The 25,549-nt window shown below is 71.0% G+C and carries 23 protein-coding genes and 2 pseudogenes; 15 read left to right on the forward strand and 10 right to left on the reverse strand.

The features are described from left to right. Window positions 1-37 precede the first annotated feature (37 nt). Genes speB through AB0M56_RS12550 form a run of 3 tightly spaced genes read left to right on the forward strand, consistent with a single transcriptional unit; the run spans window position 38 to window position 2,804 of the window. Complete coding sequence (gene speB / locus AB0M56_RS12540; protein ID WP_364174921.1) at window positions 38-982, forward strand: agmatinase; 945 nt, start codon at window positions 38-40, stop codon at window positions 980-982. Next, window positions 979-2,616, forward strand: a complete 1,638-nt coding sequence (locus AB0M56_RS12545) for a thiamine pyrophosphate-binding protein (RefSeq protein ID WP_364174311.1) — start codon at window positions 979-981, stop codon at window positions 2,614-2,616. The genes speB and AB0M56_RS12545 overlap by 4 nt, the downstream gene beginning before the upstream one ends. Beyond that, window positions 2,613-2,804, forward strand: a complete 192-nt coding sequence (locus AB0M56_RS12550; protein WP_364174314.1) for a hypothetical protein — start codon at window positions 2,613-2,615, stop codon at window positions 2,802-2,804. The genes AB0M56_RS12545 and AB0M56_RS12550 overlap by 4 nt, the downstream gene beginning before the upstream one ends. Before the next feature lie 107 nt (window positions 2,805-2,911). On the opposite strand, the gene dxs is transcribed toward AB0M56_RS12550, so the two are convergent. After that, entirely contained in the window at window positions 2,912-4,831 is a 1,920-nt protein-coding gene (dxs, locus tag AB0M56_RS12555) for a 1-deoxy-D-xylulose-5-phosphate synthase (RefSeq protein ID WP_364174317.1), read from the reverse strand. Between the two features lie 209 nt (window positions 4,832-5,040). Between dxs and AB0M56_RS12560 the strand changes: the two genes are divergently transcribed. The 5 genes and pseudogenes from AB0M56_RS12560 to AB0M56_RS12580 all read left to right on the forward strand — a co-directional run. Continuing rightward, window positions 5,041-6,510: an aldehyde dehydrogenase family protein gene (locus AB0M56_RS12560; RefSeq protein WP_364174319.1), complete on the forward strand. Its 1,470-nt coding sequence runs from the start codon at window positions 5,041-5,043 to the stop codon at window positions 6,508-6,510. A 68-nt stretch (window positions 6,511-6,578) separates the two neighbouring features. Continuing rightward, a complete protein-coding gene (locus AB0M56_RS12565) occupies window positions 6,579-8,141 on the forward strand; it encodes an amino acid permease (RefSeq protein ID WP_364174322.1) in 1,563 nt (520 codons plus the stop codon). After that, window positions 8,138-9,688 (forward strand): GMC oxidoreductase, encoded by a 1,551-nt coding sequence (locus tag AB0M56_RS12570; protein ID WP_364174325.1) that lies wholly within the window; start codon window positions 8,138-8,140, stop codon window positions 9,686-9,688. Before AB0M56_RS12565 ends, AB0M56_RS12570 begins: the two co-directional genes overlap by 4 nt. Window positions 9,689-9,914: 226 nt before the next feature. Continuing rightward, window positions 9,915-10,340: a hypothetical protein gene (locus AB0M56_RS12575; RefSeq protein ID WP_364174328.1), complete on the forward strand. Its 426-nt coding sequence runs from the start codon at window positions 9,915-9,917 to the stop codon at window positions 10,338-10,340. Window positions 10,341-10,669: 329 nt separating this feature from the next. After that, a pseudogene (locus AB0M56_RS12580) lies at window positions 10,670-11,080 on the forward strand (ABC transporter substrate-binding protein); the annotation flags it as partial. 53 nt (window positions 11,081-11,133) lie between these two features. On the opposite strand, the gene AB0M56_RS12585 reads toward AB0M56_RS12580, so the two are convergent. The 3 genes from AB0M56_RS12585 to AB0M56_RS12595 form a co-directional block, all read right to left on the reverse strand. After that, on the reverse strand, window positions 11,134-11,712 hold the full coding sequence (locus AB0M56_RS12585) for a TIGR03086 family metal-binding protein (protein WP_364174924.1): 579 nt from the start codon (window positions 11,710-11,712) through the stop codon (window positions 11,134-11,136). A gap of 194 nt (window positions 11,713-11,906) precedes the next feature. After that, window positions 11,907-13,097 (reverse strand): class I SAM-dependent RNA methyltransferase, encoded by a 1,191-nt coding sequence (locus AB0M56_RS12590; protein ID WP_364174331.1) that lies wholly within the window; start codon window positions 13,095-13,097, stop codon window positions 11,907-11,909. After that, window positions 13,094-15,145 carry an APC family permease gene (locus AB0M56_RS12595; protein WP_354873428.1) on the reverse strand — a complete coding sequence of 684 codons (2,052 nt, stop codon included), beginning with the start codon at window positions 15,143-15,145 and terminating at the stop codon, window positions 13,094-13,096. Before AB0M56_RS12595 ends, AB0M56_RS12590 begins: the two co-directional genes overlap by 4 nt. 141 nt (window positions 15,146-15,286) lie before the next feature. Here AB0M56_RS12595 and AB0M56_RS12600 point away from each other — a divergent pair. Beyond that, a pseudogene (locus AB0M56_RS12600) lies at window positions 15,287-15,961 on the forward strand (TrkA family potassium uptake protein); the annotation flags it as partial. Next, entirely contained in the window at window positions 15,961-16,617 is a 657-nt protein-coding gene (locus tag AB0M56_RS12605) for a TrkA family potassium uptake protein (RefSeq protein WP_364174334.1), read from the forward strand. The pseudogene AB0M56_RS12600 and the gene AB0M56_RS12605, both read left to right, overlap by 1 nt. Window positions 16,618-16,679: 62 nt before the next feature. On the opposite strand, the gene AB0M56_RS12610 is transcribed toward AB0M56_RS12605, so the two are convergent. After that, on the reverse strand, window positions 16,680-17,339 hold the full coding sequence (locus AB0M56_RS12610) for a DUF3159 domain-containing protein (protein ID WP_364174927.1): 660 nt from the start codon (window positions 17,337-17,339) through the stop codon (window positions 16,680-16,682). Between the two features lie 117 nt (window positions 17,340-17,456). Continuing rightward, window positions 17,457-17,837 carry an OB-fold nucleic acid binding domain-containing protein gene (locus tag AB0M56_RS12615; protein WP_220238342.1) on the reverse strand — a complete coding sequence of 127 codons (381 nt, stop codon included), beginning with the start codon at window positions 17,835-17,837 and terminating at the stop codon, window positions 17,457-17,459. 102 nt (window positions 17,838-17,939) lie between these two features. Between AB0M56_RS12615 and AB0M56_RS12620 the strand changes: the two genes are divergently transcribed. Further along, window positions 17,940-18,671, forward strand: a complete 732-nt coding sequence (locus AB0M56_RS12620; protein ID WP_364174336.1) for an alpha/beta hydrolase — start codon at window positions 17,940-17,942, stop codon at window positions 18,669-18,671. 73 nt (window positions 18,672-18,744) lie between these two features. Here AB0M56_RS12620 and AB0M56_RS12625 read toward each other — a convergent pair whose 3' ends face one another. After that, complete coding sequence (locus tag AB0M56_RS12625) at window positions 18,745-19,407, reverse strand: DUF3710 domain-containing protein (RefSeq protein WP_364174339.1); 663 nt, start codon at window positions 19,405-19,407, stop codon at window positions 18,745-18,747. After that, window positions 19,407-19,913, reverse strand: coding sequence for a dUTP diphosphatase (gene dut / locus AB0M56_RS12630; protein ID WP_364174342.1), 507 nt, complete (start codon window positions 19,911-19,913; stop codon window positions 19,407-19,409). Before dut ends, AB0M56_RS12625 begins: the two co-directional genes overlap by 1 nt. Before the next feature lie 24 nt (window positions 19,914-19,937). On the opposite strand from dut, the gene AB0M56_RS12635 reads away from it, so the two are divergent. Beyond that, window positions 19,938-20,423: a DUF3093 domain-containing protein gene (locus tag AB0M56_RS12635; RefSeq protein WP_364174345.1), complete on the forward strand. Its 486-nt coding sequence runs from the start codon at window positions 19,938-19,940 to the stop codon at window positions 20,421-20,423. A gap of 186 nt (window positions 20,424-20,609) precedes the next feature. On the opposite strand, the gene AB0M56_RS12640 is transcribed toward AB0M56_RS12635, so the two are convergent. After that, on the reverse strand, window positions 20,610-20,918 hold the full coding sequence (locus AB0M56_RS12640; RefSeq protein ID WP_204090248.1) for a DUF4193 domain-containing protein: 309 nt from the start codon (window positions 20,916-20,918) through the stop codon (window positions 20,610-20,612). A gap of 592 nt (window positions 20,919-21,510) precedes the next feature. Here AB0M56_RS12640 and cei point away from each other — a divergent pair. Then, window positions 21,511-22,194 (forward strand): envelope integrity protein Cei, encoded by a 684-nt coding sequence (gene cei / locus AB0M56_RS12645; RefSeq protein WP_364174348.1) that lies wholly within the window; start codon window positions 21,511-21,513, stop codon window positions 22,192-22,194. 34 nt (window positions 22,195-22,228) lie between these two features. Here cei and AB0M56_RS12650 read toward each other — a convergent pair whose 3' ends face one another. Beyond that, entirely contained in the window at window positions 22,229-23,050 is an 822-nt protein-coding gene (locus AB0M56_RS12650) for an inositol monophosphatase family protein (RefSeq protein WP_364174351.1), read from the reverse strand. A gap of 64 nt (window positions 23,051-23,114) precedes the next feature. Here AB0M56_RS12650 and ppgK point away from each other — a divergent pair, with 64 nt between their 5' ends. Together ppgK and AB0M56_RS12660 are read left to right on the forward strand one after the other, a co-directional pair. Continuing rightward, window positions 23,115-23,876: a polyphosphate--glucose phosphotransferase gene (ppgK, locus tag AB0M56_RS12655; protein ID WP_364174354.1), complete on the forward strand. Its 762-nt coding sequence runs from the start codon at window positions 23,115-23,117 to the stop codon at window positions 23,874-23,876. Between the two features lie 244 nt (window positions 23,877-24,120). Next, window positions 24,121-25,527, forward strand: coding sequence for an RNA polymerase sigma factor (locus AB0M56_RS12660; protein WP_364174357.1), 1,407 nt, complete (start codon window positions 24,121-24,123; stop codon window positions 25,525-25,527). The last annotated feature ends 22 nt before the right edge of the window (window positions 25,528-25,549 follow it).

Here is a 25,549-nt window from a genome sequence, read left to right on the forward strand (position 1 = left end):
ACACCCCACCCACGAGGAGCACACCGCAGTGAGTGACCTGCCCCCGATCGGCCCGCTCGACTCGTCGCGCGTCCCGCGCTTCGCCGGCTTCGCGACCTTCGCGCGGCTGCCGCGGATCGACGAGGTGGAGCGCGCCGACGTCGCCGTGGTCGGCGTCCCGTTCGACTCCGGCGTGTCCTACCGGCCGGGCGCGCGCTTCGGTCCCGCCGCCGTGCGCGAGGCGAGCCGGCTGCTGCGGCCGTACCACCCGGCGCTGGACGTGTCGCCGTTCGCCGAACGGCAGGTCGTGGACGCCGGTGACATCGCGGCGAACCCGTTCCACATCGGCGAAGCGATCGAGAAGGTGCAGCAGGACGCCGAGGCGCTGATGGCCGGCGGCACGCGGCTCGTGACGGTCGGCGGCGACCACACCATCGCGTTGCCGCTGCTGCGGGCGACGGCGAAGAAGCACGGTCCCGTGGCGCTGCTGCACTTCGACGCGCACCTCGACACGTGGGACACCTACTTCGGCGAGCCCTACACGCACGGCACGCCGTTCCGCCGCGCCGTCGAGGAAGGAATCCTCGACACGGCAGCGCTTTCGCACGTCGGCACGCGTGGCCCGCTGTACGGCAAGCGCGACCTCGAGGAGGACCGCCGGCTCGGCTTCGGCATCGTCACCTCCGGCGACGTGCTGCGCCGCGGCATCGACGAGACCGTCGACGCGCTGCGGCAGCGGATCGGCGACCGGCCTCTGTACGTCTCGGTGGACATCGACGTGCTCGACCCCGCGCACGCCCCCGGTACCGGCACGCCCGAGGCGGGCGGGATGACGAGCCGCGAACTGCTGGAGATCCTGCGCGGGCTGCGCGACCTGCGCCTGGTGGGCGCCGACGTCGTCGAGCTGGCCCCGGCCTACGACCACGCCGAGATCACTGCCATCGCGGCCTCGCACGTGGCCTACGACCTCGTGAGCCTGCTGGCGCTGGGGAAGAGCAAATGACGCGCATTGGGGGCGACCTCGTCGTCGAGACGCTGCGGGCGCTCGGCGCGGACACGGTGTTCGGGCTGCCGGGCCAGCACGCGCTGGGGCTGTTCGAGGCGCTGCGGCGCGCGGACGGCGTGCGCGTGGTGAGCTCGCGGGTCGAGAACAACCTCGCGTTCGCCGCCGACGGGTTCGCCCGCGCACGGCTGGCGGCTTCTGCGGGCGGTCCGGTGCCGGTCACGCCGATGATCGTGTCGACAGGCCCGGGTGCCTTGCTGACGTTGGCTTCCCTGCAGGAGTCGCGGGCCGCGTCCGTGCCCGTGCTCGGGATCTCCAGCCAGATCCCCGTCGCCGGGCTCGGCGGCGGGCGGCACGGGTACCTGCACGAGCTGCCCGACCAGCAGGCGAGCTTTCGCGACGTCGTGAAGTCGGTGCACGTGGTCCGGACGGCCAGCCAGATCCCGACGGCGCTGCGCGAAGCGTGGACGGCGGCGGCAACCGCGCCGTACGGGCCGGTGTGGGTGGAGATCCCGCAGGACGTGCTGCTGGCGCCGGCTGCTTTGCCGCCCCTGCACGAGGTGGCCGCGACGCCAGTGCCGCTGGAACCGTTGCCGGAGCTGGTGAACGAGGCGGGGCGGCTGCTGGCCGCGGCCGAGAAGCCGGTGATTCTCGCTGGCGGTGGCGCCCTGCGGTCCGGTGCGCATGCGGAATTGCTCGGCTTGGCTCAGGCGCTGCGGGCGCCGGTGGTGTCGACGTTCGGCGGCAAGGGCGTGTTCCCGTGGGACCACGAGCTGTCTGCGCGCTCGTGGCTGGAGGACTGGCACACCACGGAATTCCTGGCCGACGCGGACCTGTTGCTGGTGCTCGGGTCCGGGCTCGGCGAGCTGTCGAGCAACTACCGCGAGTTCGCGCCGCGCGGGCGGGTGATCCAGGTGGAGGCCGACCTCGGGAAGCTGGAGTCGAACTACCCCGCGCTGGGCATCCACGCCGACGTGCGGCTGTTCCTGGAGGCTTTGAAAGTTCCCGCGAGGGCTGCGGACGGGCGAGCCGAGGCCGCCGTCGCGGATCTGCTGGCTCGCGTCGAGTCGCGATTGGACGGTCAAGACCTGGCGGCGGAACGCAAGCTCGTCGACGACTTGCGGGCAGCTCTGCCGGAGGGCACGCAGACGTTCTGGGACATGACGATCGCCGCCTACTGGGCGTGGTCGGCGTGGCAGCCGGACGGCGCGCCGATCCACACCGCGCAGGGGGCGGGCGGCCTCGGCTACGGCCTTCCCGGCGCGCTCGGCGCCGCCGCCACCGGCATCCGCACACTGGCCGTCTCCGGCGACGGCGGAGCGATGTACGGCCTGGCCGAGCTGGCCACCGCCAAGCAACATGGCCTCGACGTCACCTGGCTCGTGATCGACGACGGCGGCTACGGCATCCTGCGCGAGTACCTCACCGGCGCGTTCGGCGAGACGACCGCGACCGAGCTGGCGCGGCCCGACTTCGTGGCGCTGGCGAAGTCGTTCGGGGTTCCGGCTGTGCTGTCCACGCTCGACGCGGTGGGCGCGGACGTGGCGACGGCTCTGCGCACGCCGGGACCGTCGGTGGTCGTGCTGCCCGCCGTGCTGAAGATGTTCGCTCCGACCCATCTGGAGAAGCGGTGACCCAGGTCCTGAACTTCGTCGACGGCGCCCGCACCGACCCATCCGCTGGGGAGGTGGTCAGCGCCCGCACCGACCCATCCGCTGGGGAGGTGGTCAGCGCGAGCGTCCACTCCGGACAGTCCGACGTCGACAAGCGCTGGAGCACGCGGACGTCCACGACGAATTCGACGTCACGTCCTTACCGGTAGACGTCAGGACACCACGTGCATACCCGCGTTCAAGGCTACTGATTTCCTGACCGAACAAAACGGCGAGCCCCTTCACGAAGGGACCCGCCGTTTTCACGAGCGAAAACTCAGCCCCGCGGATTCTCCGCCGGTACATCCTGCACCACACCCAACCGACCCGACGCCCACTCCGTGATCCGACGCGCCACGTCCTGAGCGGTCAACCCCACGCGGTCCAGCACCTCATCGCGCGAGCCGTGCTCGTGGAAGCCCTGCGGCACGGCCAGGTCTCGCAGCGGGACGTCGCAGTCGGCGTCGCGGAGGACGGCGGCCAGGGCGGAGCCGAAGCCGCCGTGGCGGCCGCTGTCCTCGACCGTCACCACGAGCTTGTGCTGTTCCGCGAGGGCGACCAGTTCGGCCGGCACCGGGACGACCCAGCGCGGGTCGACCACCGTGACGCCGATGCCCTGGTCGGCGAGGCGGTCGGCGGCCGCGAGGCCCAGCTTGCCGAACGAGCCGACGGCGACGAGCAGCACATCCGGGGTGCAGGACTCGCGCGGGCGGCGCAGCACGTCGACCGTGCCGAGGCGTTCCACGGCGGGCAGGTCGGCGCCGACGGTGCCCTTCGAGAAGCGCAGCGCGGTCGGGCCGTCCTGTACGGCCACGGCCTCGCGCAGCTCCTCGCGCAGCGTGCCCGGGTCGCGCGGCGCGGCCACGCGCATGCCGGGCACCATGCCGAGCAGAGACAGGTCCCACATGCCGTGGTGGCTGGGGCCGTCGGGGCCGGTGATGCCGGCGCGGTCGAGCACGAACGTCACCGGCTGGCGGTGCAGCGCCACGTCCATCAGGACCTGGTCGAACGCGCGGTTGAGGAACGTGGAGTAGACCGCCACCACCGGGTGGTAGCCACCCATCGCGAGGCCCGCCGCCGACGTCACGGCGTGCTGCTCGGCGATGCCGACGTCGAACCAGCGGTCCGGGAACTTCTCGGAGAACTTCTCCAGGCCGGTGGAGCGCAGCATCGCGGCGGTGATCGCCACCACGTCCTCACGCTCGGCGCCGATCTTCGCCAGCTCGTCGCCGAACACGCCGGTCCAGCTCGGGCCCTTCACCGGCGGCAGGCCGGTCTCGGGGTCGATCGGGTCGGTCTGGTGCATCTGGTCGGCCTGGTGGTTCACCGCGGGCGCGTAACCGTGGCCCTTCTCGGTGACCACGTGCACGATCACGGCGCCGCCGAACGCGCGGGCGCTCTGCAACGCCTTCTCCAGCGCCACCAGGTCGTGGCCGTCGACCGGGCCGAGGTACTTCAGGCCCAGGTCGGAGAACATCACCTGCGGGCTCAGCGCGTCCTTGATGCCGGCCTTCGCGGCGTGCAGCGCGGCGTAGATCGGCTTGCCCACCACGGGGGTGTTGCGGAGGATCTCGCGCCCGCCGTCGAGCAGGCGCTCGTAACCGGGCTGCAGCCGCAGCGCCGCGAGGTGGTCGGCGAGCCCGCCGATGGTCGGCGAGTAGGACCGGCCGTTGTCGTTGATCACGATCACGACCGGGCGGTCCCGGTTCGCGGCGATGTTGTTGAGCGCTTCCCAGCACATGCCGCCGGTCAGCGCGCCATCGCCGACGACCGCCACGGCGTGGCGCGGGGCACCGCCGGACAGCTCGAACGCCTTCGCCAGGCCGTCCACATAGGACAGCGCGGTGGACGCGTGGCTGTTCTCCACCAGGTCGTGCTCGCTCTCGGCGCGCGACGGGTACCCGGTCGGGCCGCCGAGCTGGCGCAGCTTGTCGAACTCGGTGTGCCGGCCCGTCACGATCTTGTGCACGTACGCCTGGTGACCGACGTCCCACACGATCGCGTCGCGTGGCGAGTCGAACACCCGGTGCAGCGCGAGCGTGAGCTCCACGACACCCAGGTTCGGGCCCAGGTGCCCCCCGGACCGCCGCACCTTCTCGACGAGGAAATCCCTGATCTCGGCGGCCAGCTCGTCGAGGTCCTCGACGCTCATGCGCTTCAGGTCCGCCGGTCCGTGCACGGAGTCCAGCATCGTCACAGCTCCACCTCGCCTGGTTCCCTTCGCTCCCGCCAGTTCGGGCCAGTCTACGGATCCGCGCCACCACCGCCGCGCCGCCCGCGTTCCGGATCACACGCCGAGGCCCCGCGCAACTCCACGGTCGGGTGTGAACATGGAGTCTTCGGCCAAGTCGCGGCTACCGCGAGTGGCCCCGATAATCCGAAACGGACCAAGATCGAGAGGACCTCATGGCGGACTTGTACATCGGCGGCGAATGGGTGGACGCGAAGGCGGGTGGCCGGCGCGAAATCCGGTGCCCGGCCGACGGGTCGCCGGTCGCCGAGGTGGCCGAGGCCACGCGCGAGGACACCGAGGCCGCGATCGCCGCCGCCCGGCGCGCGTTCGACACCGGCCCGTGGCCCTCGACGCCCGCCGCGCAGCGCGGTGACCTGCTGCTGCGCACGGCCGACCTGCTCGACCGCGACTCCGAGACCTTCGCCCGCGCCGAATCGCTAGACACCGGCAAACGCCTGGTGGAGAGCCGCTTCGACATGGCCGACATCGCCGCCTGCCTGCGGTATTTCGGCAAGCTCGCGGCCAACGACGCGGGCCGCGTGGTCGACACCGGCAGCGCTGAGGCGTTCAGCCGGATCGTGCACGAACCGGTGGGTGTGTGCGGGCTCATCACGCCGTGGAACTACCCGCTGCTCCAGACCATCTGGAAGGTCGCGCCCGCGCTGGCCGCGGGCAACACGTTCGTGCTCAAGCCCAGCGAGCTGACGCCGCACACGTCGATCCTGCTCATGAAGCTGCTCACCGAGGCCGGCCTGCCCGGCGGCGTCGCCAACCTGGTGCTCGGCGCGGGCCCGGAAGCCGGCGCGCCGCTTTCGGAGCACCCGGACGTGGACCTGGTCTCGTTCACCGGTGGCCTGGCCACCGGCCGTGTGATCGCCGCCAACGCCGCCGCGACGGTGAAAAAGGTGGCCCTGGAGCTCGGCGGCAAGAACCCCAACGTGGTGTTCGCCGACGCCGACTTCGAGACCGCCGTGGACTACGCCCTCACCGCCGTGTTCCTGCACTCCGGCCAGGTCTGCTCCGCCGGCGCGCGCCTGATCGTGCAGCGCGAGTGGCACGACGAGTTCGTCGACGAGCTGGTGCGCCGCGCCGAGCGGATCCGCCTCGGCGGGCCGTTCGACGAGCACGCCGAGACCGGACCGCTGATCTCGGCCGCCCACCGTGAAAAGGTCGAGCGCTACGTCGCCACGGCCCTGGCAGAGGGCGCGGTGCTGCGGACCGGCGGCAAGCGGCCCGACGACCCCGAGCTGCGGAACGGTTTCTACTACCTGCCGACGATCCTCGACAACGTCGCACAGGGCAGCCACGCCGTGGTCGAGGAGTCGTTCGGACCGGTGCTCACGGTCGAGACCTTCACCGACGAGGACGACGCCGTGCGCATCGCCAACGACACCCACTACGGGCTGGCCGGCGGCGTGTTCACCAACGACGCCGCGAAAGCACAGCGCGTGGCCAACCGCTTGCGCCACGGCACGGTCTGGATCAACGACTACCACCCGTACCTGCCGCAGGCGGAGTGGGGCGGGTACAAGCAGTCCGGCTTCGGCCGCGAGCTGGGCCCGACGGGCCTGGCCGAGTACACGGAGGCCAAGCACATCTATCAGAACCTGCGTCCCGGTCCGCAGAAGTGGTTCGCGGGCTGACACCCGCGCGCTGAAGAAGCGCCTTCAAGCCCTAGTCCGATCGAGAACCACCGAAAGGACCAGTGCCCGTGAGCACCGACACCGGCGGCCGTGGCAACGCGGACACCAGCGATCAGGAACTCGGCGAGTTCGGCTACACCAACCAGCTCAAGAGAACGCTGGGCAGCTTCCACACCTTCGCCGCGGGCATCAGCTACATCTCGGTGCTCACGGGCGTCTTCCAGCTCTCCTACCTGGGGATCTCGCAGGGCGGCCCGGCGTACTGTTGGTCGTGGCCGATGGTCTTCGCCGGCCAGCTCATGGTGGCGCTGGGCTTCGCGGAGCTGGCCGCGCAGTATCCGGTGGCCGGGTCGGTCTACAACTGGGCGAAGAAGCTCGGCAACGGGCACGTGGCGTGGCTGGCGGGCTGGATGATGCTGCTGGCCTCGATCGTGTCCATCTCCGCCACGGCGCTGGCCTACCAGCGCACGCTGCCGCAGATCACCTCGTTCTTCCAGTTCATCGGCGACGGGTCGGGCTCCAGCGACGCGGCCAACGGCGTGCTGCTGGCCACCGTCCTGATCGTGTTCACCACGCTGGTCAACGCGTTCGGCGTGAAGCTGATGGCGCGGATCAACAGCGCCGGCGTGTTCATCGAGCTGCTGTTCGCGGTGCTGCTGGTCGTGTTCCTGGCGTTCCACTTCGTGCGCGGCCCCGGCGTGGTCACGGAGACGAACGGCACCGGCGCCGGGCACGCGGGCGGCTACCTCGGCGCGTTCCTCATCGCGGCCATCGCGTCGTCCTACGTGATGTACGGGTTCGACACGGCTGCCTCGCTCGGCGAGGAGTCGGTGGACCCGCACCGCAACGCGCCGAAGGCGATCATGCGGGCGCTCGTGGCGTCGTTCCTGCTCGGCGGGCTGATCATCCTCTTCGCGCTCATGGCCGTCGGCAACATCCACGCGCCGGAGCTCGGCACGGTCGGCCTGCAGTTCGTGCTCACCGACGCGCTCGGGCCGGCGATCGGGCGGATCTTCCTGTTCGTGGTGTTCATCGCGATCACCGTGTGCGTGCTGGCCGTGCACACGGCGGCGATCCGCATCGCGTTCGCGATGGCACGCGACAACGCGCTGCCGGGCGGCTCGCGGCTCGCGCGCGTGAGCAAGAAGACCGGCACGCCGGTGCTGCCCGCGATCGTGATCGGCGTGATCGCGATCGCGCTGCTGCTGGTGAACATCAACTCGTCACAGATCTTCTCAGCGGTCACGAGCCTCGCGATCATCCTGATCTACCTGGCCTACCTGCTGGTGACGGTCCCGATGCTGATCAAACGCCTGCGCGGCGGCTGGCCGCGCAAGGACTGCCCGCCCGGGCGCTTCTCGCTCGGGCGCTGGGGCCTGCCGGTGAACGTGCTCGCGGTGCTGTGGGGCATCGGGATGACCGTGAACCTCGCCTGGCCGCGCACGGAGATCTACAACGCGTCCCCGCCGTTCCACTGGTACCTGCGCTGGAGCTCGGTGCTCTTCGTCGGCGTGTTCGCGGCCGGCGGGTTCGCCTACTACTGGTTCGTGCAGCGCCACCGCATCGGGGTTCTGGCCGGCCACGCCTCGGTGCCGTCGTCGGAGCCGTCCGCAAAGGAGGAGTCCAGGTGAACGAGTTCGACTACGTGGTGGTCGGCGGCGGCACGGCCGGTTCGGTGGTGGCGGCGAGACTTTCGGAGGACCCGGGCGTCACCGTCTGCCTGCTGGAAGCCGGACCGTCCGATGTGGACGACGCCGCCGTGCTCGAACTCACGAACTGGATGGCACTGCTGGAATCCGGCTACGACTGGGACTACCCGGTGGAGCCGCAGGAAGCCGGCAACTCCTACCTCCGCCAGGCCCGCGCCCGGGTGCTCGGCGGGTGCTCTTCGCACAACTCGTGCATCGCGTTCTGGGCGCCGGCCGAAGACCTCGACGAGTGGGCGTCGCTCGGCCTCCCGGGCTGGTCGGCGGCGGACATTTTCCCGCTGTACCAACGACTCGAGACCAACGACGGTCCCGGCGAGCACCACGGCCGCTCCGGACCCGTCACGATCCGGTCCGTGCCGCCGCGCGACCCGGCGGGTGTCGCGATGCTCGCCGCGTGCGCGCAGGCGGGCATCCCGACCACGGAGTTCAACTCCGGCAAGACGGTGACCCACGGCGCGAACTGGTTCCAGATCAACGCGCGCGAAGACGGCGTGCGGTCTTCGGCTTCGGTGTCGTACCTGCACCCGATCCTGGACACCCGCGAGAACCTCGAGGTGCGCACCGGCGCGCGGGCCAAGCGGCTGCTGTTCGACGGCCGCCGCTGCACCGGCGTCGAGCTGCAGCACCCCGACCTGATCCACCACACGACCGTGACGGCGCGGCGCGAGGTGATCGTGAGCTCCGGCGCGATCGACACGCCGAAGCTGCTGATGCTCTCGGGCATCGGACCCGCCGGGCACCTGCGCGAGGTGGGCGTGGACGTGCTGGTGGACTCCCCCGGCGTCGGCTCGAACCTGGAGGACCACCCCGAGGGCCTGGTCCAGTGGGACGCGCTGCAGCCGATGGTCACCGAGTCCACGCAGTGGTGGGAGATCGGCATCTTCACGTGCACCGAGGAAGGTCTGGACCGGCCCGACCTGATGTTCCACTACGGCTCGGTGCCCTTCGACATGAACACTCTCCGCCACGGCTACCCGACCACGGAGAACGGCTTCTGCCTCACGCCGAACGTCACACGCAGCCGTTCGCGCGGCACCGTCCGCCTGCGCACGCGCGACTTCCGCGACAAGCCGCGCGTGGACCCGCGCTACTTCACCGACGAGCACGACCTGCGCGTGATGACCCACGGCGTGAAGCTGGCCCGTGAGATCGCCGCGCAGCCGGCGCTGGACGAGTGGGCCGGTACCGAGCTCTCACCGGGCCGCGACTGCGTGAGTGACGACGAGATCGCCGACTACCTGCGCAAGACCCACAACACCGTCTACCACCCCGCGTGCACCGCCCGGATGGGCCCGGACGGCGACCCGGAGGCGGTGCTCGACGCCCGCCTGCGCGTGCGTGGCGTCGACGGGTTGCGCGTGGCGGACGCGTCGGTGATGCCGTTCCTGGTGACCGTGAACCCGTGCATCACGACGATGGCCATCGGCGAGAAATGCGCGGACCTGATCAAGCAGGACCGCGCCTACTGACCGATCGTTACCAATCCGACCACAGTCACGGCCGAATGGCTTCGTGGCAACGGTTACGTGCCGCGTGGGGGTCGGCCTGCTTTTGGCCGGATCAGTAACGCGGCGGAGATCGCCACGCGAGCCGGGTTTCCGGTGAGCGGGCACCGTCCACAAGCGCCCGTCCGGAGGCAGTGGAACCGGTCACGACGCCCGTACACTCGGGTCCCCCGGGCCTGGTGGAGGTGTCGTGAGCGGTGGGTCGCTGCGCAGCACGCGCGCGGTCGTCGTGGCCGCCGCGGCGGTGGCGGGCGGGGTGGCCCTCGTGCTGCCGACGGCCCACGCCCTGTCCGACCGGTTGACCGACGCCGCTCCCGGTCCGGAGCTCGGCGTGGCGCTGCGCCTCGTGTGCGCGGTGGCATTGGCCGCGGCGTTCACGCTGGCGTGGGTCTCGCTGCGGCGGCACAGCGACGAGCCGCTGGCGTTCGCGACGCTGCCGGGGCTCATCCTGTGCGGCATCGCCGTGCGGTACCTCGTGCGGACGCTGCCGGCGGCGGCCGACGTGTTCCCCACCGCCGAAATCCGGCCGGCGCTCGGCGCGTGGCTACTGCTCGGAGTGGGCGTGCTGCTGACCGTAACGGGGCTCGCATCGGGATTCGCGGTGAAGCGCCGCTGACACATTGCCAGAGTAGGCAATGCTTACCTAATATCCCGGCCATGACTTCTGGCCTGGTGGGGCGGCGTGGTGTGCTCAAAGCCGCGGTGGGGGTGTCCGCGGGGCTGGCTCTGGCGGCCTGTTCCAGCGCCGAGGAGACCCCGGCCGCGGGCGGTCCGGCCGCGCCGGGCTTCCCGGTCGACGTGCAGGGCGTCGAAGGCACCACGACGATCCCCCGGCCGCCGCAGCGCGTGGTGTCGGTGGGCCAGTACCGCGACTCCGACGCGGCCGTCGCGCTCGGCGCCGTGCCGCTCATCACCCCTGACCTGGGCAAGTTCCTGCCGGGCGGGATGTCGCCGTGGCTCAAGGCGAAGGCGGGCGCCCACCCGCCTGAGCTGTTCGCCGACACGCAGCTGCCCTTCGAGCGCATCGCCGCGCTCAAGCCCGACCTGATCCTCGGCACCGACCGGTCCACGCTGGCCCAGGACTACAAGACGCTCAGCGCGATCGCTCCGACGCTGTCGTCCGCCTCCGGGTACAACAAGGACACCTGGCAGGTCACCACACGCCGCGTCGCCACCACGCTGGGCCGGGCTGACGCGGCCGAGAAGCTCGTGGCCGACGTCGAAGCCCAGATCAAGGCAGCGAAGGACGCCAACCCGAGCTTCGCCGGCCGCACGTTCACCATCGGCCCGGTCACCGGCGACGGCACGATCACCACGATCAGCAGCGCCCAGGACGCGTCCGCCCTGTTCTTCGCGCAGCTGGGCCTGGTGCGGGCTGAAGGAGGTCGTGCCCAAGATCGCGGGCGCGATCAAGGCCTGAGCTCTCCCGCGCGCACCGGCGTCCTCCCGAGGAACGCCGCCAGCCGATCGGCCGCCGCCGCGTCCGGGGGCGCCGGCAGCTCGGGCGCGAACGGACCGCCCGGTGGCCGGGACTGGTCGCCGAACCGCGTCCGCCAGGACTCGAGCGCCTGCTCCGCGAGGTCGGGCACGAAGTCCGTGGGCTGGCCCGTGGCGTCGGCGACGTCCCAGCCGTGCGCGAGGTACTCGTTGAGCCGCATGTGGACCAGCAGCGAGCCCGGCACGTCGCCGAGCGGCGTCGTCACCAGGCGCGTGGCCAGGCCGGGCTCGGCGAGCACCTCGCGCGCCCGCGCCACGGACGCCGTGAACGCGCCGGGTGGGTCGGCGCCGAGGTAGTCGCCGGGTGGCGCGGCCGGGCCCGCGCCAGCCCATTCCGCCACGCGCGCGTTGCCGTGCGCGAGGTGGTTGACCACCGCGCGCACGTCCCACTCCGCGCACGCCGTGGGCAGCGACCACTGGTCGTCGCGCACCGAACACACCACAGCCTGCACCACCGCCGCGGCGCGGTCGAAATCGTCGAGCATCACCATGCCGACCAGTGTGACGCTCACCACCGACAATTTTCCGACCGACACTGCAATTTGGCCCCGCCTCCGGCGGGGCGTGCGAGATCGCCTTTGAGCCGGGTTCCGGATGGGGGCGGTCGGATCGGCCGGGGGCCGATCGCGCCGCCCCCCATCCGGAAACCGGCGCGATCTCGCGTTGTGGTGAGGCAGGGGCCAAATTACTGCAGCAGCGCCACGCACTCCACGTGGTGGGTCATCGGGAACGCGTCGAACGCCCGCAGGTCTGTGAGCGAATACCCGTGGTCGGCGAAGGTCGCCAGGTCCCGGGCGAACGCCGCGGGATCGCAGGCGACGTACACGATCCGGTCGGGTGAACCCGCCGCGATCGCGTCCACGACCGCGCGCCCCGCACCCTTGCGCGGCGGGTCGAGCACGACCACGTCGACGGGCTTCGGCGCGTCCGCCAGGGCGTGTTCGACCCGGCCCGCGCGCCACGACACCTGCGGCAGGTCCGCGAGGTTGCGCTCGCCGTCCGTCACCGCCTGGCGGCCGGACTCCACGGCGAGCACGCGGCCGTCCTCCCCGACCTGCTCGGCCAGCACCGAGGCGAACAAGCCGACGCCGGCGTAGAGATCCCACGCGACCCCGCCGCGCGGGGCCTCGGCCCACTCTCGCACGAGCTGTGCGAAGGTGTCCGCCGCGAAGGGGTGCACCTGCCAGAAGCCGTGGGCGTCGAGGCGCCAGTCGCGGTCCGCGGCGTACTGCACGGCGAGACCGCCGGACAGCTGGCGCGACTTCGTGCGGCCGTGGACGGTGGAGAGCTCACGCAGGTGCGTGTGCCCGTCGCCGTCGGTGGTCGTCTCGAGCTCGGTGCCCGGGCGCCAGCGCTTGGCCAGCGCCACGTCGAGCGTGCCCGGCACCGCGATCGGGCAGTCATCTAGCGCGACGACGCGGTGGCTGTGGTGCGCGCGCAGCCCGGCGCGGCCGTCGCGCCCGGCCACGAGCCGCACGCGGCTGCGCCAGCCGAGCGGGCCGCCGTCGAGCGGCTCGACCACGACGTCGCGCGTGATGCCCGCCAGGCGTTCCAGCTGCTCGGCGACCACGGCCGCCTTCAGGGAACGCTGGTACTCCGGGTCGGCGTGCTGCCAGTCGCAGCCACCACAGCCCCCTGGCGCGGCCAGCGGGCACGGCGGCGTGACGCGGTGCTCCGAAGCGCCGAGCACCTCCACCGCGTCCGCCCGGCAGAACGAGCCGCCTTTGTCCTCGGTCACCTCGGCGCGCACGCGCTCGCCCGGCAACCCGTGGCGCACGAACACCACCCGTCCGTCCACACGCGACACGCAGTGGCCGCCGTGGGCGACCGGGCCGATCTCGAGCTCGACCACGCGGCCGAGCCAGTTCTCCGTCATTCAGCAGGTTCCTTGGCTTGTTTCGGGGTTTCCACAGGCTTCGCGGCCGCTGCCCCGCCGCTCGCCGCGAACCCACGCCGCACGTCACCGGCCGCGGGACGGGCCCGGCGACCGCGCTCCGCCGCCTTCGCCGACGACTCCAGCTGCCACGGCACGCTCGCGACGATGACACCCGGCTGGAACAGCAGCCTTCCCTTGAGCCGCAACGCGCTCTGGTTGTGCAGCACCTGCTCCCACCAGTGACCCACCACGTACTCCGGGATGAACACGGTGACCACGTTGCGCGGGTTGTCGCCGCGCACCCGCTTCACGTAGTCCAGCACCGGCTTCGTGATTTCGCGGTAGGGCGACTCGACGACCTTCAGCGGCACCTTGAACTTGTGCGCCTCCCACTCGGCGGTGAGGCGGCGGGTGTCAGCGTCGTCGACGTTCACGGTCACGGCCTCGAGCACGTCGGGCCGCATCGCCTTGGCGTAGGCGAGCGCACGCAGGGTCGGGCGGTGCAATTTGGACACCAGCACGATCGCGTGGTTGCGCGAAGGCAGCACAGTCGGGGTGTCGCCGAGCTCCTTCAGCTCCTCGGAAACACGGTCGTAGTGCTTCCGGATCGCCGTCATCAACGCGTAGATCGCCACCATCGCGGCGATCGCGATCCACGCGCCGAGCAGGAACTTGGTGATCAGCACGATGATCAGCACGGTGCCGGTCATCGTGAGACCGATCGCGTTGACCGTCTGCGAGCGCCGCATCCGCCGCCGCACCGCGCCGTCGGTTTCCTTGGCCAGCAAACGGTTCCAGTGCCGAACCATGCCGGTCTGGCTGATCGTGAACGACACGAACACACCCACGATGTAAAGCTGGATGAGCCGGGTGACCTCCGCGTCGAACGCGATGATCAGCACCAGCGCGAAGACCGCGAGGAACAGGATGCCGTTGGAGAACGCCAGCCGGTCGCCGCGCGTGTGCAGCTGCCGCGGCAGGTAGCGGTCCTGCGCCAGGATCGAGCCGAGCACCGGGAAACCGTTGAACGCCGTGTTGGCCGCCAGCAGCAGGATGATGCCGGTGGCGAAGGAGATGTAGTAGAACGCCGGCGGGAAGCCGGCGAACACGGCCTGGGCGATCTGCGTCACGATCGTCTTCTGCTGGTACCCCTGCGGCGCGCCCTGCAGCTGCTCGGCCGGATTGTCGGCGAAGTTCACCTTGGTGATCACGGCGAGCGTGATGATGCCGATGAGCATCGTCACCGCGAGCACGCCCATGAGCAGCAGCGTGGTGGCCGCGTTCTTCGACTTCGGCTTCCTGAACGCCGGCACGCCGTTGCTGATCGCCTCGACCCCGGTCAGCGCCGCCGCGCCCGAGGAGAACGACCGCAGGATCAGGAAGACGAACGCGAACCCGGTCCACGTGCCCTCGGAGTGCAGCGTGAACCCGGCGCTCTCCGCCCGCATCGTCGTGCCCGTCGCGGCCTCGATCAGCCCCCACACGACCATGACCAGGATGCCGATGATGAACCCGTAGACGGGGATTGCGAAGGCTTTGCCCGATTCGCGCACTCCGCGCAGGTTCAGCGCGGTCAGCACCGCGACGATCACCACGGCGGTGATCACCTTGTGCTCGGCGACCCACGGGATCGCCGAGCCGATGTTGGCGACACCGGACGAAGTGGACACCGCGACGGTCATCACGTAGTCCACGAGCAGGGCGCTCGCCACCGTGAGGCCGAACTTGCTCCCCAGGTTGGTGCCGGCGACCTCGTAGTCACCGCCACCGCTCGGGTAGGCGTGCACGTTCTGCCGGTACGACGCCACGACCGTCAGCATGACCAGCGCCACGGCCACCCCGATCCACGGCGCGAACGCGTACGCCGACAGCCCGGCGAAGCTCAGCGTCAGGAAGATCTCTTCCGGCGCGTACGCGACGCTGGAAAGCGCGTCCGAGGCGAAGATCGGCAGCGCGATGCGCTTGGGCAGGAGCGTGTGGCCGAGCCGGTCACTGCGGAACGGACGTCCGAGAACCAGGCGCTTCAACACGGTCGGGAACTTCGACACCCTGGTGAATCTACAGCGCAGCGGAGCTGCTCCGTTGAGGGCGGTGGAGGGGAGGACGGTGGAACCAACCGGGGCCCGGCAGGGTAGGTTCGCCCGTGGTGCGCGAGGGTACCCACGAACGGGTTTACCCCACCTACGAGGAGGCAAGGCGTGCACGTGGTGATCATGGGGTGCGGCCGGGTCGGCGCATCCCTGGCCGCGGCGCTGGAGCGTCTCGGCCACGAGGTGGCCGTCATCGACAAGAACCCCCAGGCGTTCCGCCGGCTGGGCCACGACTTCCACGGCCAGCAGATCGTCGGCGTCGGTTTCGACCGGCAGGTGCTGATCGAGGCCGGCATCGAAGAGGCCGGCGCGTTCGCGGCCGTGTCGAGCGGGGACAACTCCAACATCATCTCCGCGCGGGTCGCGCGCGAGAACTTCGGCATCGAGCACGTGGTCGCGCGGATCTACGACCACAAGCGCGCCGCCGTGTACGAGCGGCTGGGCATCCCCACCGTCGCGACGGTGCCGTGGACCACCGACCGCTTCCTGCGGACCCTGCTGCCGGACGGCGTCGCGTCGGTGTGGCGCGATCCGTCGGGCAACGTCGCGCTGCTGCAGTTGCCGCTGAACGAGGGCTGGGTCGGGCGCAGCGTGCGCGACCTCCAGGACGCCACGGGCGCGCGCGTCGCGTTCATCATGCGGTTCGGAAACGGCGTGCTGCCGGACAACAAGACCATGGTGCAGGCCGACGACGTCGTGTACGTCGCGGCCCGCTCCGGCACCGTCAGCGACGTGACGAGCGTGGCCGCTCGCGCTCCGGAGGAGGAGAACTGATGCGGGTCGCGATCGCGGGTGCCGGCGCCGTCGGGCGCTCCATCGCCGTCGAGCTGATCGACGGGCGGCACCAGGTGATGCTGATCGAGCGGGAGGCGGACCAGTTCGAGCCCGAGAGCGTGCCGCAGGCCGACTGGGTGCTCGGTGACGCGTGCGAGCTCTCGAACCTCGAGGAGTCCGGCATCGAGCGCTGCGACGTGGTGATCGCCGCGACCGGCGACGACAAGTCCAACCTCGTGGTGTCGCTGCTCGCGAAGACGGAGTTCGCCGTGCGCCGGGTGGTGGCCCGCGTGAACAACCCCGCCAACGAATGGCTGTTCACCGACGCCTGGGGCGTCGACGTGGCCGTGTCGACCCCGCGCATGCTCGCCGCGATGGTCGAGGAGGCCGTGAGCGTCGGCGACCTCGTGCGGCTGATGACCTTCCGCCAGAGCCAGGCGAACCTCGTGGAGCTCACGCTGCCCGAGGAGACCCCGTTGGCCGGCAAGCCCGTGAGCGACATCGCGCTGCCCCGCGACGCCGCGCTCGTCACGATCCTGCGCGGCGACCGCGTGATCGTGCCGCAGCCGGAGGACCCGCTGGAAGCCGGTGACGAGCTGCTGTTCGTGGCGACGTCGGACGTCGAGCCGGAGATCCGCACGGCCCTGGGATACTGAGAAACACAGGAAAGGCCCCTCATGAGCGTGTGAGGGCCTTTCCTGTGTCTCGGGGAAGGCCGTTAAACCTCCGGAGTCGGCGTCTGCGCGTACTTCTCGCGAAGCCGGGCCTCGACCTCCGCGTCGGTCTCCGGCTTCGGCTCAGTCTCGGCCAGCGCCTTCAGCCGCTTGTCCGAGCGGCGGACCGCCCAGACGACAACGAGCAGGCCCAGCGCGTAGAGCGGGTAACCCATGGCGATCTTCGCGAACGCGAGCCAGCCGGTGTAGTCGCTGTTGTAGAGCCAGCGCTGCACCACGAACCGCGCGGCGAAGATCACGGCCAGCGCGAGCGTGGCGACGTCGTAGCCGTAGCGCGAGGGCTTGTCCTTGCGCCAGGCCTGGCCGGCGCCGTTGAGTGCGCTCCACACCACGCCGGCGATCGGCCAGCGCACGAGGATCGACAGCACGAACACGCCGCAGTAGGCGAGGCTCGCCCAGATGCCGAAGAGGAAGAACCCCTTGGCCGAACCCGTGCGGAACGCGATGAACGCCGCGATCGCGACCCCGAAGAAGCCCGAGATCGCCGGCTGCAGCGGTTCCTTGCGCACGACCCGCAGCACCGTGATCGCCACGGCGCTGCCGACCGAGCCCCAGATGGCCGCGGTGAGCCCGAAGAAAGCGTTCACCAGCACGAACACGATCACCGGCACCGACGAGTAGAACAGGCCCGACACGCCGCCCATCTGCTCCAGCAACGTGGGTTCGGGCTTCTCGGTGTCGTTGTCCGTGTCGTGCTTTTCGTCCCCGCCGCCGGGCACGTTCGTCTCGTCGCGGGGAGCGGGTTCAGTCACGGGAGTCGATCAACCTACCGGGCTCTGGAGTTCGTAGTACGGGTTGTACAGCACCTTCTGGCCGTCACGCTCTGCCATCCGGCCGCGGACCTTGATGGTCCGACCCGGCTCGATACCGGGGATCCGGCGTCGGCCCAGCCAGATTAGCGTCACGCCCTGTGTCCCGTCGAACAGCTCGGCCTGGAGCGTCGGAGTTCCCTCGCTCGGGCACAGCTCGACGCTGCGCAGCCTGCCGAGCACTGTCGCCTCTTCGCCGGACCGGCAGTCACAGGCGCGGCGAGCACCTTCGGCCCCTGACCTCTCGGACATCTCGTCGGCGTCGAGGTCCTCGACGTCGCTGGTCAGCTTGCGAACCAACCGGCTGAAGTAGCCGCCGTCCTTGGCGGACATGGTGTGCTCCTGTGCTCCGGGGCCCCCGACTTCGCGGCCCGTGCGTAATCCAGCGTAGCTGTGGTTCACATCAGCGAAACGGGTTTGCGCCAAGATCGCAACGTGACGTCCGCAATCCGGAACCTCCCCGTGGTCCTGCTGCCCGGTACGGGGTCCGACGAGGTGTTCGTTCAGTCGGTGTTCACCGGCCCGTTGGCGTTGGTGGGCGCCCGGCTGATCGCGCCGCCCCCGCCGCCCGGCGCCGCGCTCGCCGACGGGTACCTCGAAGAGCTCGACCGGCTCGCGCGCGTCCACGGATCGCTGGTCGTCGGCGGCATCTCGTTCGGCGCACACCTGGCCACGGAGTGGGCGGTGGCGAACCCGGGCCGTTGCGAGGGGCTGGTGTGCGCGCTCCCGGCCTGGAACGGCGAACCCGGGTCAGCGGCCGCGGCCGTCGCCGCGCGGGCCTCAGCGGATCTGGTGGCCTCTCAGGGCGTCGACGGCGCGTTGGCCGCCGTCGCCGCCGGGAGCCCGGGGTGGCTCGTCGACGAGCTGTCGCGGGCCTGGCGACGGCACGGCGACGAGCTGGTGGCGGGCCTGCGGGTCGCCGCGGGACGGCGGGCGCCGTCGTTGGCGGAGCTGGCGACGGTCGCCGTGCCGGCCGGGATCGGCGGGTGCGCCGGGGACCTGGTGCACCCCGTGGCGGTGGCGCGCGAGTGGGCCGGGGCGCTGCCGAGGGGCGAGCTGGGCGTGGTCGAGCTGGCCGGCTTCGGACGGGACCGCGAGGTGCTGGGGCGCGCGAGCCTCGTCGGGTTCCTGAAGGGCTGGTTCGGGTCCGCCGTGGGCCCGCGATGAAAACCAGGTGGTGAAAAGAAATGAAAGAAGGCCCCGGCACAGGTGAGTGCCGGGGCCTTCCTTCGCTTGACTGTCAGCCTTCTTGCTGCTCGGCGATGTGCTGCGCGACGGCTTCCGGGAGCGTGATCGGGAGCGGCGTGCGCACCGGCATCGGGGAGTCGCCACGGTCGACGATGGTGTGGCGCACGATCATGCGCAGCACGTCGGGAGCCTGCGCGGACTGCGACTGCGGGCCGGCGATCACGCCGCGCAGCATCCAGCGCGGGCCGTCCACGCCGACGAAGCGCAGCGCGACGTCGCCGACGATGGCCGACAGCTCCAGGCCCCACTCGCCGCGACCCACCGTCACCTTCGCGCCGTCGGCCCGCAGCTGGTCGGCCAGCTCGGTGCCGACCTCGCGCCACAGACCGCCCGAACGCGGCGCCGCGTAGGCGCTGACGGTGATCTGGCCCTGCTCGGTCACGACGTGGACCGCGCGGACACCGCCGGCCTCCGGGTCCATCTCGACCTGCACCTGCGAGCCGTCCGGGACCGGGACCCGCACCGAACCGAGGTCGATGCGCGGGATGCCGTCCTCTTCGGCGTCGGCGACGTCGAAGGGCCCCTGCTCGGTCTCCGACAGCTGGTTCTCGGGTTCGACCGCGTCGTCGGCGTCCGCCCCGGTGTCGCCCGCGGCGCCGCCGCCGGGCTCGGTCCGCCCGTCGTCGGACTTGCGCTTGCGTCCGAAGATCCCCACTACTTCTCCGTTCCTTCCCCAGTGCCCGCGTCCGTGCCGGGCACGTGCGGGACCAGTGTGGCGTGCCCGCCCGTCGAGCCGTAACCACCGGCGCCACGTTCGGTGTCACCGAGCTCGGCGACCTCGACGAACTCGGCGCGCTCGACCCGCTGGATCACGAGCTGCGCGATCCGGTCGCCGCGCGCGAGCACCACCGGCTCGTGAAGATCATGGTTGATGAGGCAGATCCGGATTTCACCGCGGTACCCCGCGTCGATCGTGCCGGGGGTGTTCACCACCGACAGCCCCACGCGTGCCGCGAGCCCCGAACGCGGGTGCACGAACCCCGCGTGGCCGGGCGGCAGCGCGATCGCGACGCCGGTGCCCACCACCCCGCGTTCGCCGGGCCCGAGGACGATATCCGAGGTGGTGACGAGGTCGGCGCCGGCGTCGCCCGGCCGCGCATACGCGGGCAACGGGACACCGAGGTCGAGCCGGGTGAGGAGTACCTGAACGCTGGAGGACACGGGCGGCGAGACTACCCTTGTCGCGTGGCTGACACCGTGAACACCGCCGTGAAGCGCGGACTGGCGCACTCCGAACGGCTGTACGTGCCGTGGTGGGGCTGGCCGCTGCCGATGCTCGGCGCGATCCTGCTCGGCGTGGAGATCCACCTCGGGTACCCCTCGATCCCGGTGTGGATCCCGCTGCCCATCGCCGTCGTGGTCATGGGCGCGCTCGTGCTGTCGCTCGGCCGCTCGCGCGTGCGGGTGACGGGCGGTGACGAGCCGGAGCTGTGGGTCGGCGACGCGCACCTGCCGCTGCGCTTCGCCGGTGTGGTCGAGATCCTCGAGAAGGACGACAAGCGTCGCGCGCTCGGGCGCGACGGCGACCCGGCCGCGTTCGTCCTGCACCGCGGCTGGGTGGGCCCGGCGGTCCGCGTGCAGCTCACGGATCCGGCCGACCCCACGCCGTACTGGCTGTTCAGCACGCGCAAGCCGAAGCGCGTCGCCGAACTGCTGCGCGCCCGTTCCTGAGCGAACGCGCCTGAGTTCCGCGGAACCGGTCCCGCGGACGCGGAAGGGGGCCGGCCTGGTAAGCCGACCCCCTTACCCAGCTCGCGAGCGAGCTTCCCCGGACCGCCGCGACTGTGTTTCCCCTGAAAAACCTGTTCCCTGAAGTCCTGTACGAGATCCCCGTACGCCGTCAGGCGCAGGCTGTGCTCAGGCGCAGTCGCGACAGATCAGCCGGCCGCCGTTGTCTTCGGCGAGCCTGCTGCGGTGGTGCACCAGGAAGCAGACCGAGCAGGTGAACTCGTCAGCCTGTTTCGGCACGACCTTCACGGTCATGTCCTCACCGGAAAGCCCGGAAAGGTCGGCACCAGGAAGCTCGAAGTTCTCGGCGTTCGCGTCCTCGTCGACGTCGACGACGCCGGACTGGTTCTCGTTCCGCCGGGCCTTCAGCTCCTCCAACGAGTCTTCGGCCAGCTCGTCGGCTTCGCTGCGGCGCGGAGCGTCGTAGTCGGTAGCCATGTGTCCCTCACCCCTGCGAATCAGCTTGTCTTGTTCTTCCGGTCCCCCGGGCGTGCCCGTGAGCCGGTCGTGCCGCTGGTCAACGTTCCAGGGCCCCTGTTTGTGCCCGGCGCCCGCAGTGACCGAGGTCTCAGCCAGGTGCCCCTCTTCCTGCGGCCGGAGCCCGGGAAGGGTAGCTCACCGTTCGCCGAGCTCCGCACCGAGTCGCGCATTGCTTGAATTTCGTCACCCGACAGGGGGAATCCGCAGGTGAGACGGGTGACGTCCGTTGAGGTTGCCCACGGGTCGCGAAGATCACCCGGCAGCGTTGTCCGCTTGCTCCCGCGGAGGTCTCCGTGGTGCGATCAGCGGACCGGGGATTCGCGGCCCGGCCTCGGCGGGGACGGGGCGGGCGCAGGGTGACCCGCGCCACCGGGCGCGGCGCGGAACGCCTAGGCTGGGCGGCTACGGCGGCCCTCACAGTGTCGCCTGGTACACCGGGGACGACACCGGGGGACGACATCGACTGGGGCGCGCGGCGCCACGGGGTTGTGGGGTCCTGCGGGGCGGGGTCCGCGGACGGGGTTTCCGCGTTCGGGAAGGGACGGGGCAGGTGGCGTCGGGGAACGTCTCGGGGGACCGTGGTGCGCGGCCCTATCGCAAGCACCGGCCGCTGCCCGCGCTCATCGTGATCGGGGTGCTCGCCCTCGGCGCGGTGTTCGTGTGGGTGAACGCCGTGGTCGGCCGAGGGGACGTCGACGAGGCCGTGCTCTGCACGCCGGCCCCCGCTCCGCCTCCGGGCACCACTTACACGACCGTGGCCCACAACGGCCTCGACGACCGCTCCCCCGTGCCGCCCGACAAGGTGGCGCTGAAGGTCCTCAACGCCAGCACCACGCGCGGCCAGGGCGGCATCACGACCACGGCCCTGCGCGAGCTCGGCTTCACCGCCATCGGCGACCCGGCCAACGACCCGGCCTACCCCAAGGGCGACGCCAAGTGCCGCGGCCAGATCCGCTACGGCGAGAACGGCGCCGCGGCCGCCCGCACGGTGAGCCTCGTGGTGCCGTGCGCCGAGCTCGTGCGCGACAACCGCAAGGACGCCAGCGTCGACCTCGTCACCGGCACCCTCTTCGACGACGTCCGCCCGCGCCCGGAGGCGCGCCAGATCCTCCAGAAGCTCGCCGACTGGTCCAAGTCCCACCAGGGCGGGGGCGGCAACGAGCAGTCCTCGGGCCCCGGCGCGCCCGTGATCGACCAGACGCTGCTCGCCGCGGCCCGCGACGTCGCCTGCTGACCCTGGACCCCCGGGCGGGGGTCCAGGGCGGGCGTCAGACGCTCTTGGCGTCCAGCGAGGCCAGCACCTGCCGCAGCGGCTCCGCGATGCCGGGCGCCGCCGCGAAGGTCACGTCCTCGCCCAGGTCGGGTGCCGAGCCCGGCAGGAGGATCGTCGCGCCGGCTTCGGCCGCGACGAGCGCCCCGGCGGCCCAGTCCCAGCGGTGCAGGCCGTGCTCGAAGTACGCGTCGAGCCAGCCCGCGCCGACCGCGCACAGCTCCAGCGAGGCCGCTCCGCCGCGGCGGATGTCCCGCACGTGCCCGAGCAGCTCGCCCGCGAGTGCGCCTTGACGCACGCGACGGTCGCGCGCGTAGGCGAACCCGGTGCCCACCAGTGACAGGTCCAGGCGCGTCGGCGAGGACGCCGACAGGCGCCGGCCGTCGAGCCAGGCGCCCTGGCCCCGCGCGGCCGTCCAGCGACGGCCGCTGACGGGTTCCACGACCGCGCCGGCCACCGACACCCCGTCGACCTGCGCGGCCAGCGACACCGCGAACGCCGGCAGCCCGTAGAGGAAGTTCACGGTCCCGTCGATCGGGTCCACCACCCACGTCACGCCGGACCCTGCCGTGGCGCCGCCGCCCTCCTCCCCCAGCACCGGTTCGCCCGGGCGCAGCTCGGCCAGCCGCTCGCGCACCAGCTCCTCGGACTCCTTGTCGATCGCGGTGACCACGTCGGTGTCCGCCGACTTGGTGTCCACGCGGACCACGCCGCCCGCCTGCATGGCGGTCCAGGCCGCCCGCACCAGCCCGGCCGCCTCGACCGCCACCTGCTCCGCAACGCTTTTCAGCAACGACTCGTCAGCTCCCACGTCCGACATGTCACCACATCCGGTTAAAGTCTCCGAAGCAGACTTCTGAATCGTGCGAGAAGGGACCACGTCAGTGACGGCGACCCGAGGTTTCGGAATCGACATCGGCGGCAGCGGGATCAAGGGCGCGCTGGTCGATTTGGAAACGGGACAGCTCATCGGCGAGCGACACCGGATCGAGACGCCGCAGCCGTCGACGCCCGAAGCCGTCGCGGACGTGGTGGCCGAGATCGTGCGCATCGCGGAGTGGGACGGACCGGTCGGCGTGACGCTGCCGGCGGTGGTCAAGAAGGGGGTCGCGCACACCGCGGCCAACATCGACCACGCCTGGATCGGCACGGACGCCGACGCGCTGTTCGCCAAGCGGCTCGGCAAGAGCGTCGCGGACGTGGCGATGCTCAACGACGCCGACGCGGCCGGCGTGGCCGAGATCCGGTTCGGCGACGAGGCCGCGCGCACCGGCGTCACCGCGCTGCTGACCTTCGGCACCGGCATCGGCAGCGCCGTGTTCCACGACGGCAAGCTCGTGCCCAACACCGAGTTCGGCCACCTCGAGGTCGACGGCCACGACGCGGAGAAGCGCGCCGCGGCGTCGGTGAAGGACAACGAGGGCCTGAGCTACCACCAGTGGGCCAAGCGGGTACACCGTTACTTGACCGTGCTGGAGAACCTGATCTGGCCGGATCTGTTCATCGTCGGCGGCGGCGTGAGCAAGAAGGCGGAGAAGTGGGTGCCGCTGCTGGACGTCCGGACCCCGGTGATCGTGGCTTCGTTGCAGAACAACGCGGGCATCGTCGGCGCCGCCGCGGCTGCGGTCGAGGGCATCGCGCACTGACCCGGACCCGCCCGTGAACGGCCGTGAAACCTACGCGCGGGTCACGGGAAGGTCACGTGCGGGTACCGTGCGGCAGGCCGGAGGGTGATCGCTTCGCGACGCACTGCCCGGCCGTCGTTACAATGGAAGGCGGCCCACGGCTGCGGGAGTGAAAACCGCAGGCCGAGGCGTGTTCCCCGAATGTGAGGCAGCCGAGGTGGCGATACCTCGGCTCGTCATGATCGACCGCTGCGAAAGGGCGTAAGTGGCAGCCGCAAGAACCGCAACCCGAAGCGGGACGAAGACAGCGACCGCAGCCGGCGAGCCGGCCGACGAGGCAGCCACCGGCGCGGCGAAACCCAAGACCGCCACCAGGTCTGCCGGCGCGAAGAAGGCTCCGGCCAAAAAGGCGCCGGCCAAGAAGGCCACCACCAAGGGGTCCAAGACCGAAGACGGCGACCCGGACGGCCCGGCCGACCTCGACGAGGCCGAACTCGACAGCCCGGACCTGTCCGACCTGGAAGAGGTCGAGGTCGACGTCGTCGACGAGACGGTCAACGACGAGGTCGCCGAAGACGACTCCGACGACTCGGAAGAAGAAGCCGAGGAGACGGAGACGCCCGCCGCGCGCCGCCGTAGCAACGCAGCCGCCGAGAAGGGGCCGAAGTCCGCCTCGGACAACCCCGACTTCGTCTGGGACGAGGAGGAGTCCGAGGCGCTGCGCCAGGCGCGCAAGGACGCCGAGCTCACCGCTTCGGCCGACTCGGTGCGCGCCTACCTCAAGCAGATCGGCAAGGTCGCGCTGCTCAACGCCGAGGAGGAGGTGGAGCTCGCCAAGCGCATCGAGGCGGGGCTCTACGCCGCCGAGCGCGTGCGCACCGCCGAGGAGGAGGGCGAGAAGCTCGTCACCCAGATGCGCCGCGATCTCAAGTGGATCGTGCGCGACGGCGAGCGCGCCAAGAACCACCTGCTCGAGGCGAACCTCCGGCTGGTGGTCTCCCTGGCCAAGCGCTACACGGGCCGCGGCATGGCGTTCCTGGACCTCATCCAGGAAGGCAACCTCGGCCTGATCCGCGCGGTGGAGAAGTTCGACTACACCAAGGGCTACAAGTTCTCGACGTACGCCACGTGGTGGATCCGCCAGGCGATCACCCGCGCGATGGCCGACCAGGCCCGCACCATCCGCATCCCGGTGCACATGGTCGAGGTCATCAACAAGCTCGGCCGTATACAGCGCGAACTCCTGCAGGACCTCGGCCGCGAGCCGACGCCCGAGGAGCTCGCCAAGGAGATGGACATCTCGCCGGAGAAGGTCCTGGAGATCCAGCAGTACGCGCGTGAGCCGATCTCGCTGGACCAGACCATCGGCGACGAGGGCGACTCGCAGCTCGGTGACTTCATCGAAGACTCCGAAGCGGTCGTCGCGGTCGACGCGGTGTCGTTCACGCTGCTGCAGGACCAGCTCCAGTCGGTGCTGCAGACGCTGTCCGAGCGCGAGGCGGGCGTGGTCCGGCTGCGCTTCGGCCTCACCGACGGCCAGCCCCGCACGCTCGACGAGATCGGTCAGGTCTACGGCGTCACGCGTGAGCGTATCCGCCAGATCGAGTCGAAGACGATGTCGAAGCTGCGGCACCCGTCGCGGTCCCAGGTCCTCCGGGACTACCTGGACTGATCGCTCGGTCTCGACGAGGAAC

The sequence above is a fragment of the Amycolatopsis sp. NPDC051372 genome (assembly GCF_040682095.1).
Taxonomy (GTDB): Bacteria; Actinomycetota; Actinomycetes; order Mycobacteriales; family Pseudonocardiaceae; genus Amycolatopsis.

What these genes read in the sequence shown, in the direction of transcription:
- AB0M56_RS12615 (WP_220238342.1), bottom strand. Translation starts at nt 17,837, where the DNA reads ATGTCCGCCAAGGACGGCGGCTACTTCAGCCGGTTGGTTCGCAAGCTG.
- AB0M56_RS12560 (WP_364174319.1), top strand. Translation starts at nt 5,041, where the DNA reads ATGGCGGACTTGTACATCGGCGGCGAATGGGTGGACGCGAAGGCGGGT.
- AB0M56_RS12650 (WP_364174351.1), bottom strand. Translation starts at nt 23,050, where the DNA reads ATGTCGGACGTGGGAGCTGACGAGTCGTTGCTGAAAAGCGTTGCGGAG.
- AB0M56_RS12605 (WP_364174334.1), top strand. Translation starts at nt 15,961, where the DNA reads ATGCGGGTCGCGATCGCGGGTGCCGGCGCCGTCGGGCGCTCCATCGCC.
- AB0M56_RS12610 (WP_364174927.1), bottom strand. Translation starts at nt 17,339, where the DNA reads ATGGGCGGCGTGTCGGGCCTGTTCTACTCGTCGGTGCCGGTGATCGTG.
- AB0M56_RS12590 (WP_364174331.1), bottom strand. Translation starts at nt 13,097, where the DNA reads ATGACGGAGAACTGGCTCGGCCGCGTGGTCGAGCTCGAGATCGGCCCG.
- AB0M56_RS12640 (WP_204090248.1), bottom strand. Translation starts at nt 20,918, where the DNA reads ATGGCTACCGACTACGACGCTCCGCGCCGCAGCGAAGCCGACGAGCTG.
- AB0M56_RS12545 (WP_364174311.1), top strand. Translation starts at nt 979, where the DNA reads ATGACGCGCATTGGGGGCGACCTCGTCGTCGAGACGCTGCGGGCGCTC.
- AB0M56_RS12585 (WP_364174924.1), bottom strand. Translation starts at nt 11,712, where the DNA reads ATGGTGATGCTCGACGATTTCGACCGCGCCGCGGCGGTGGTGCAGGCT.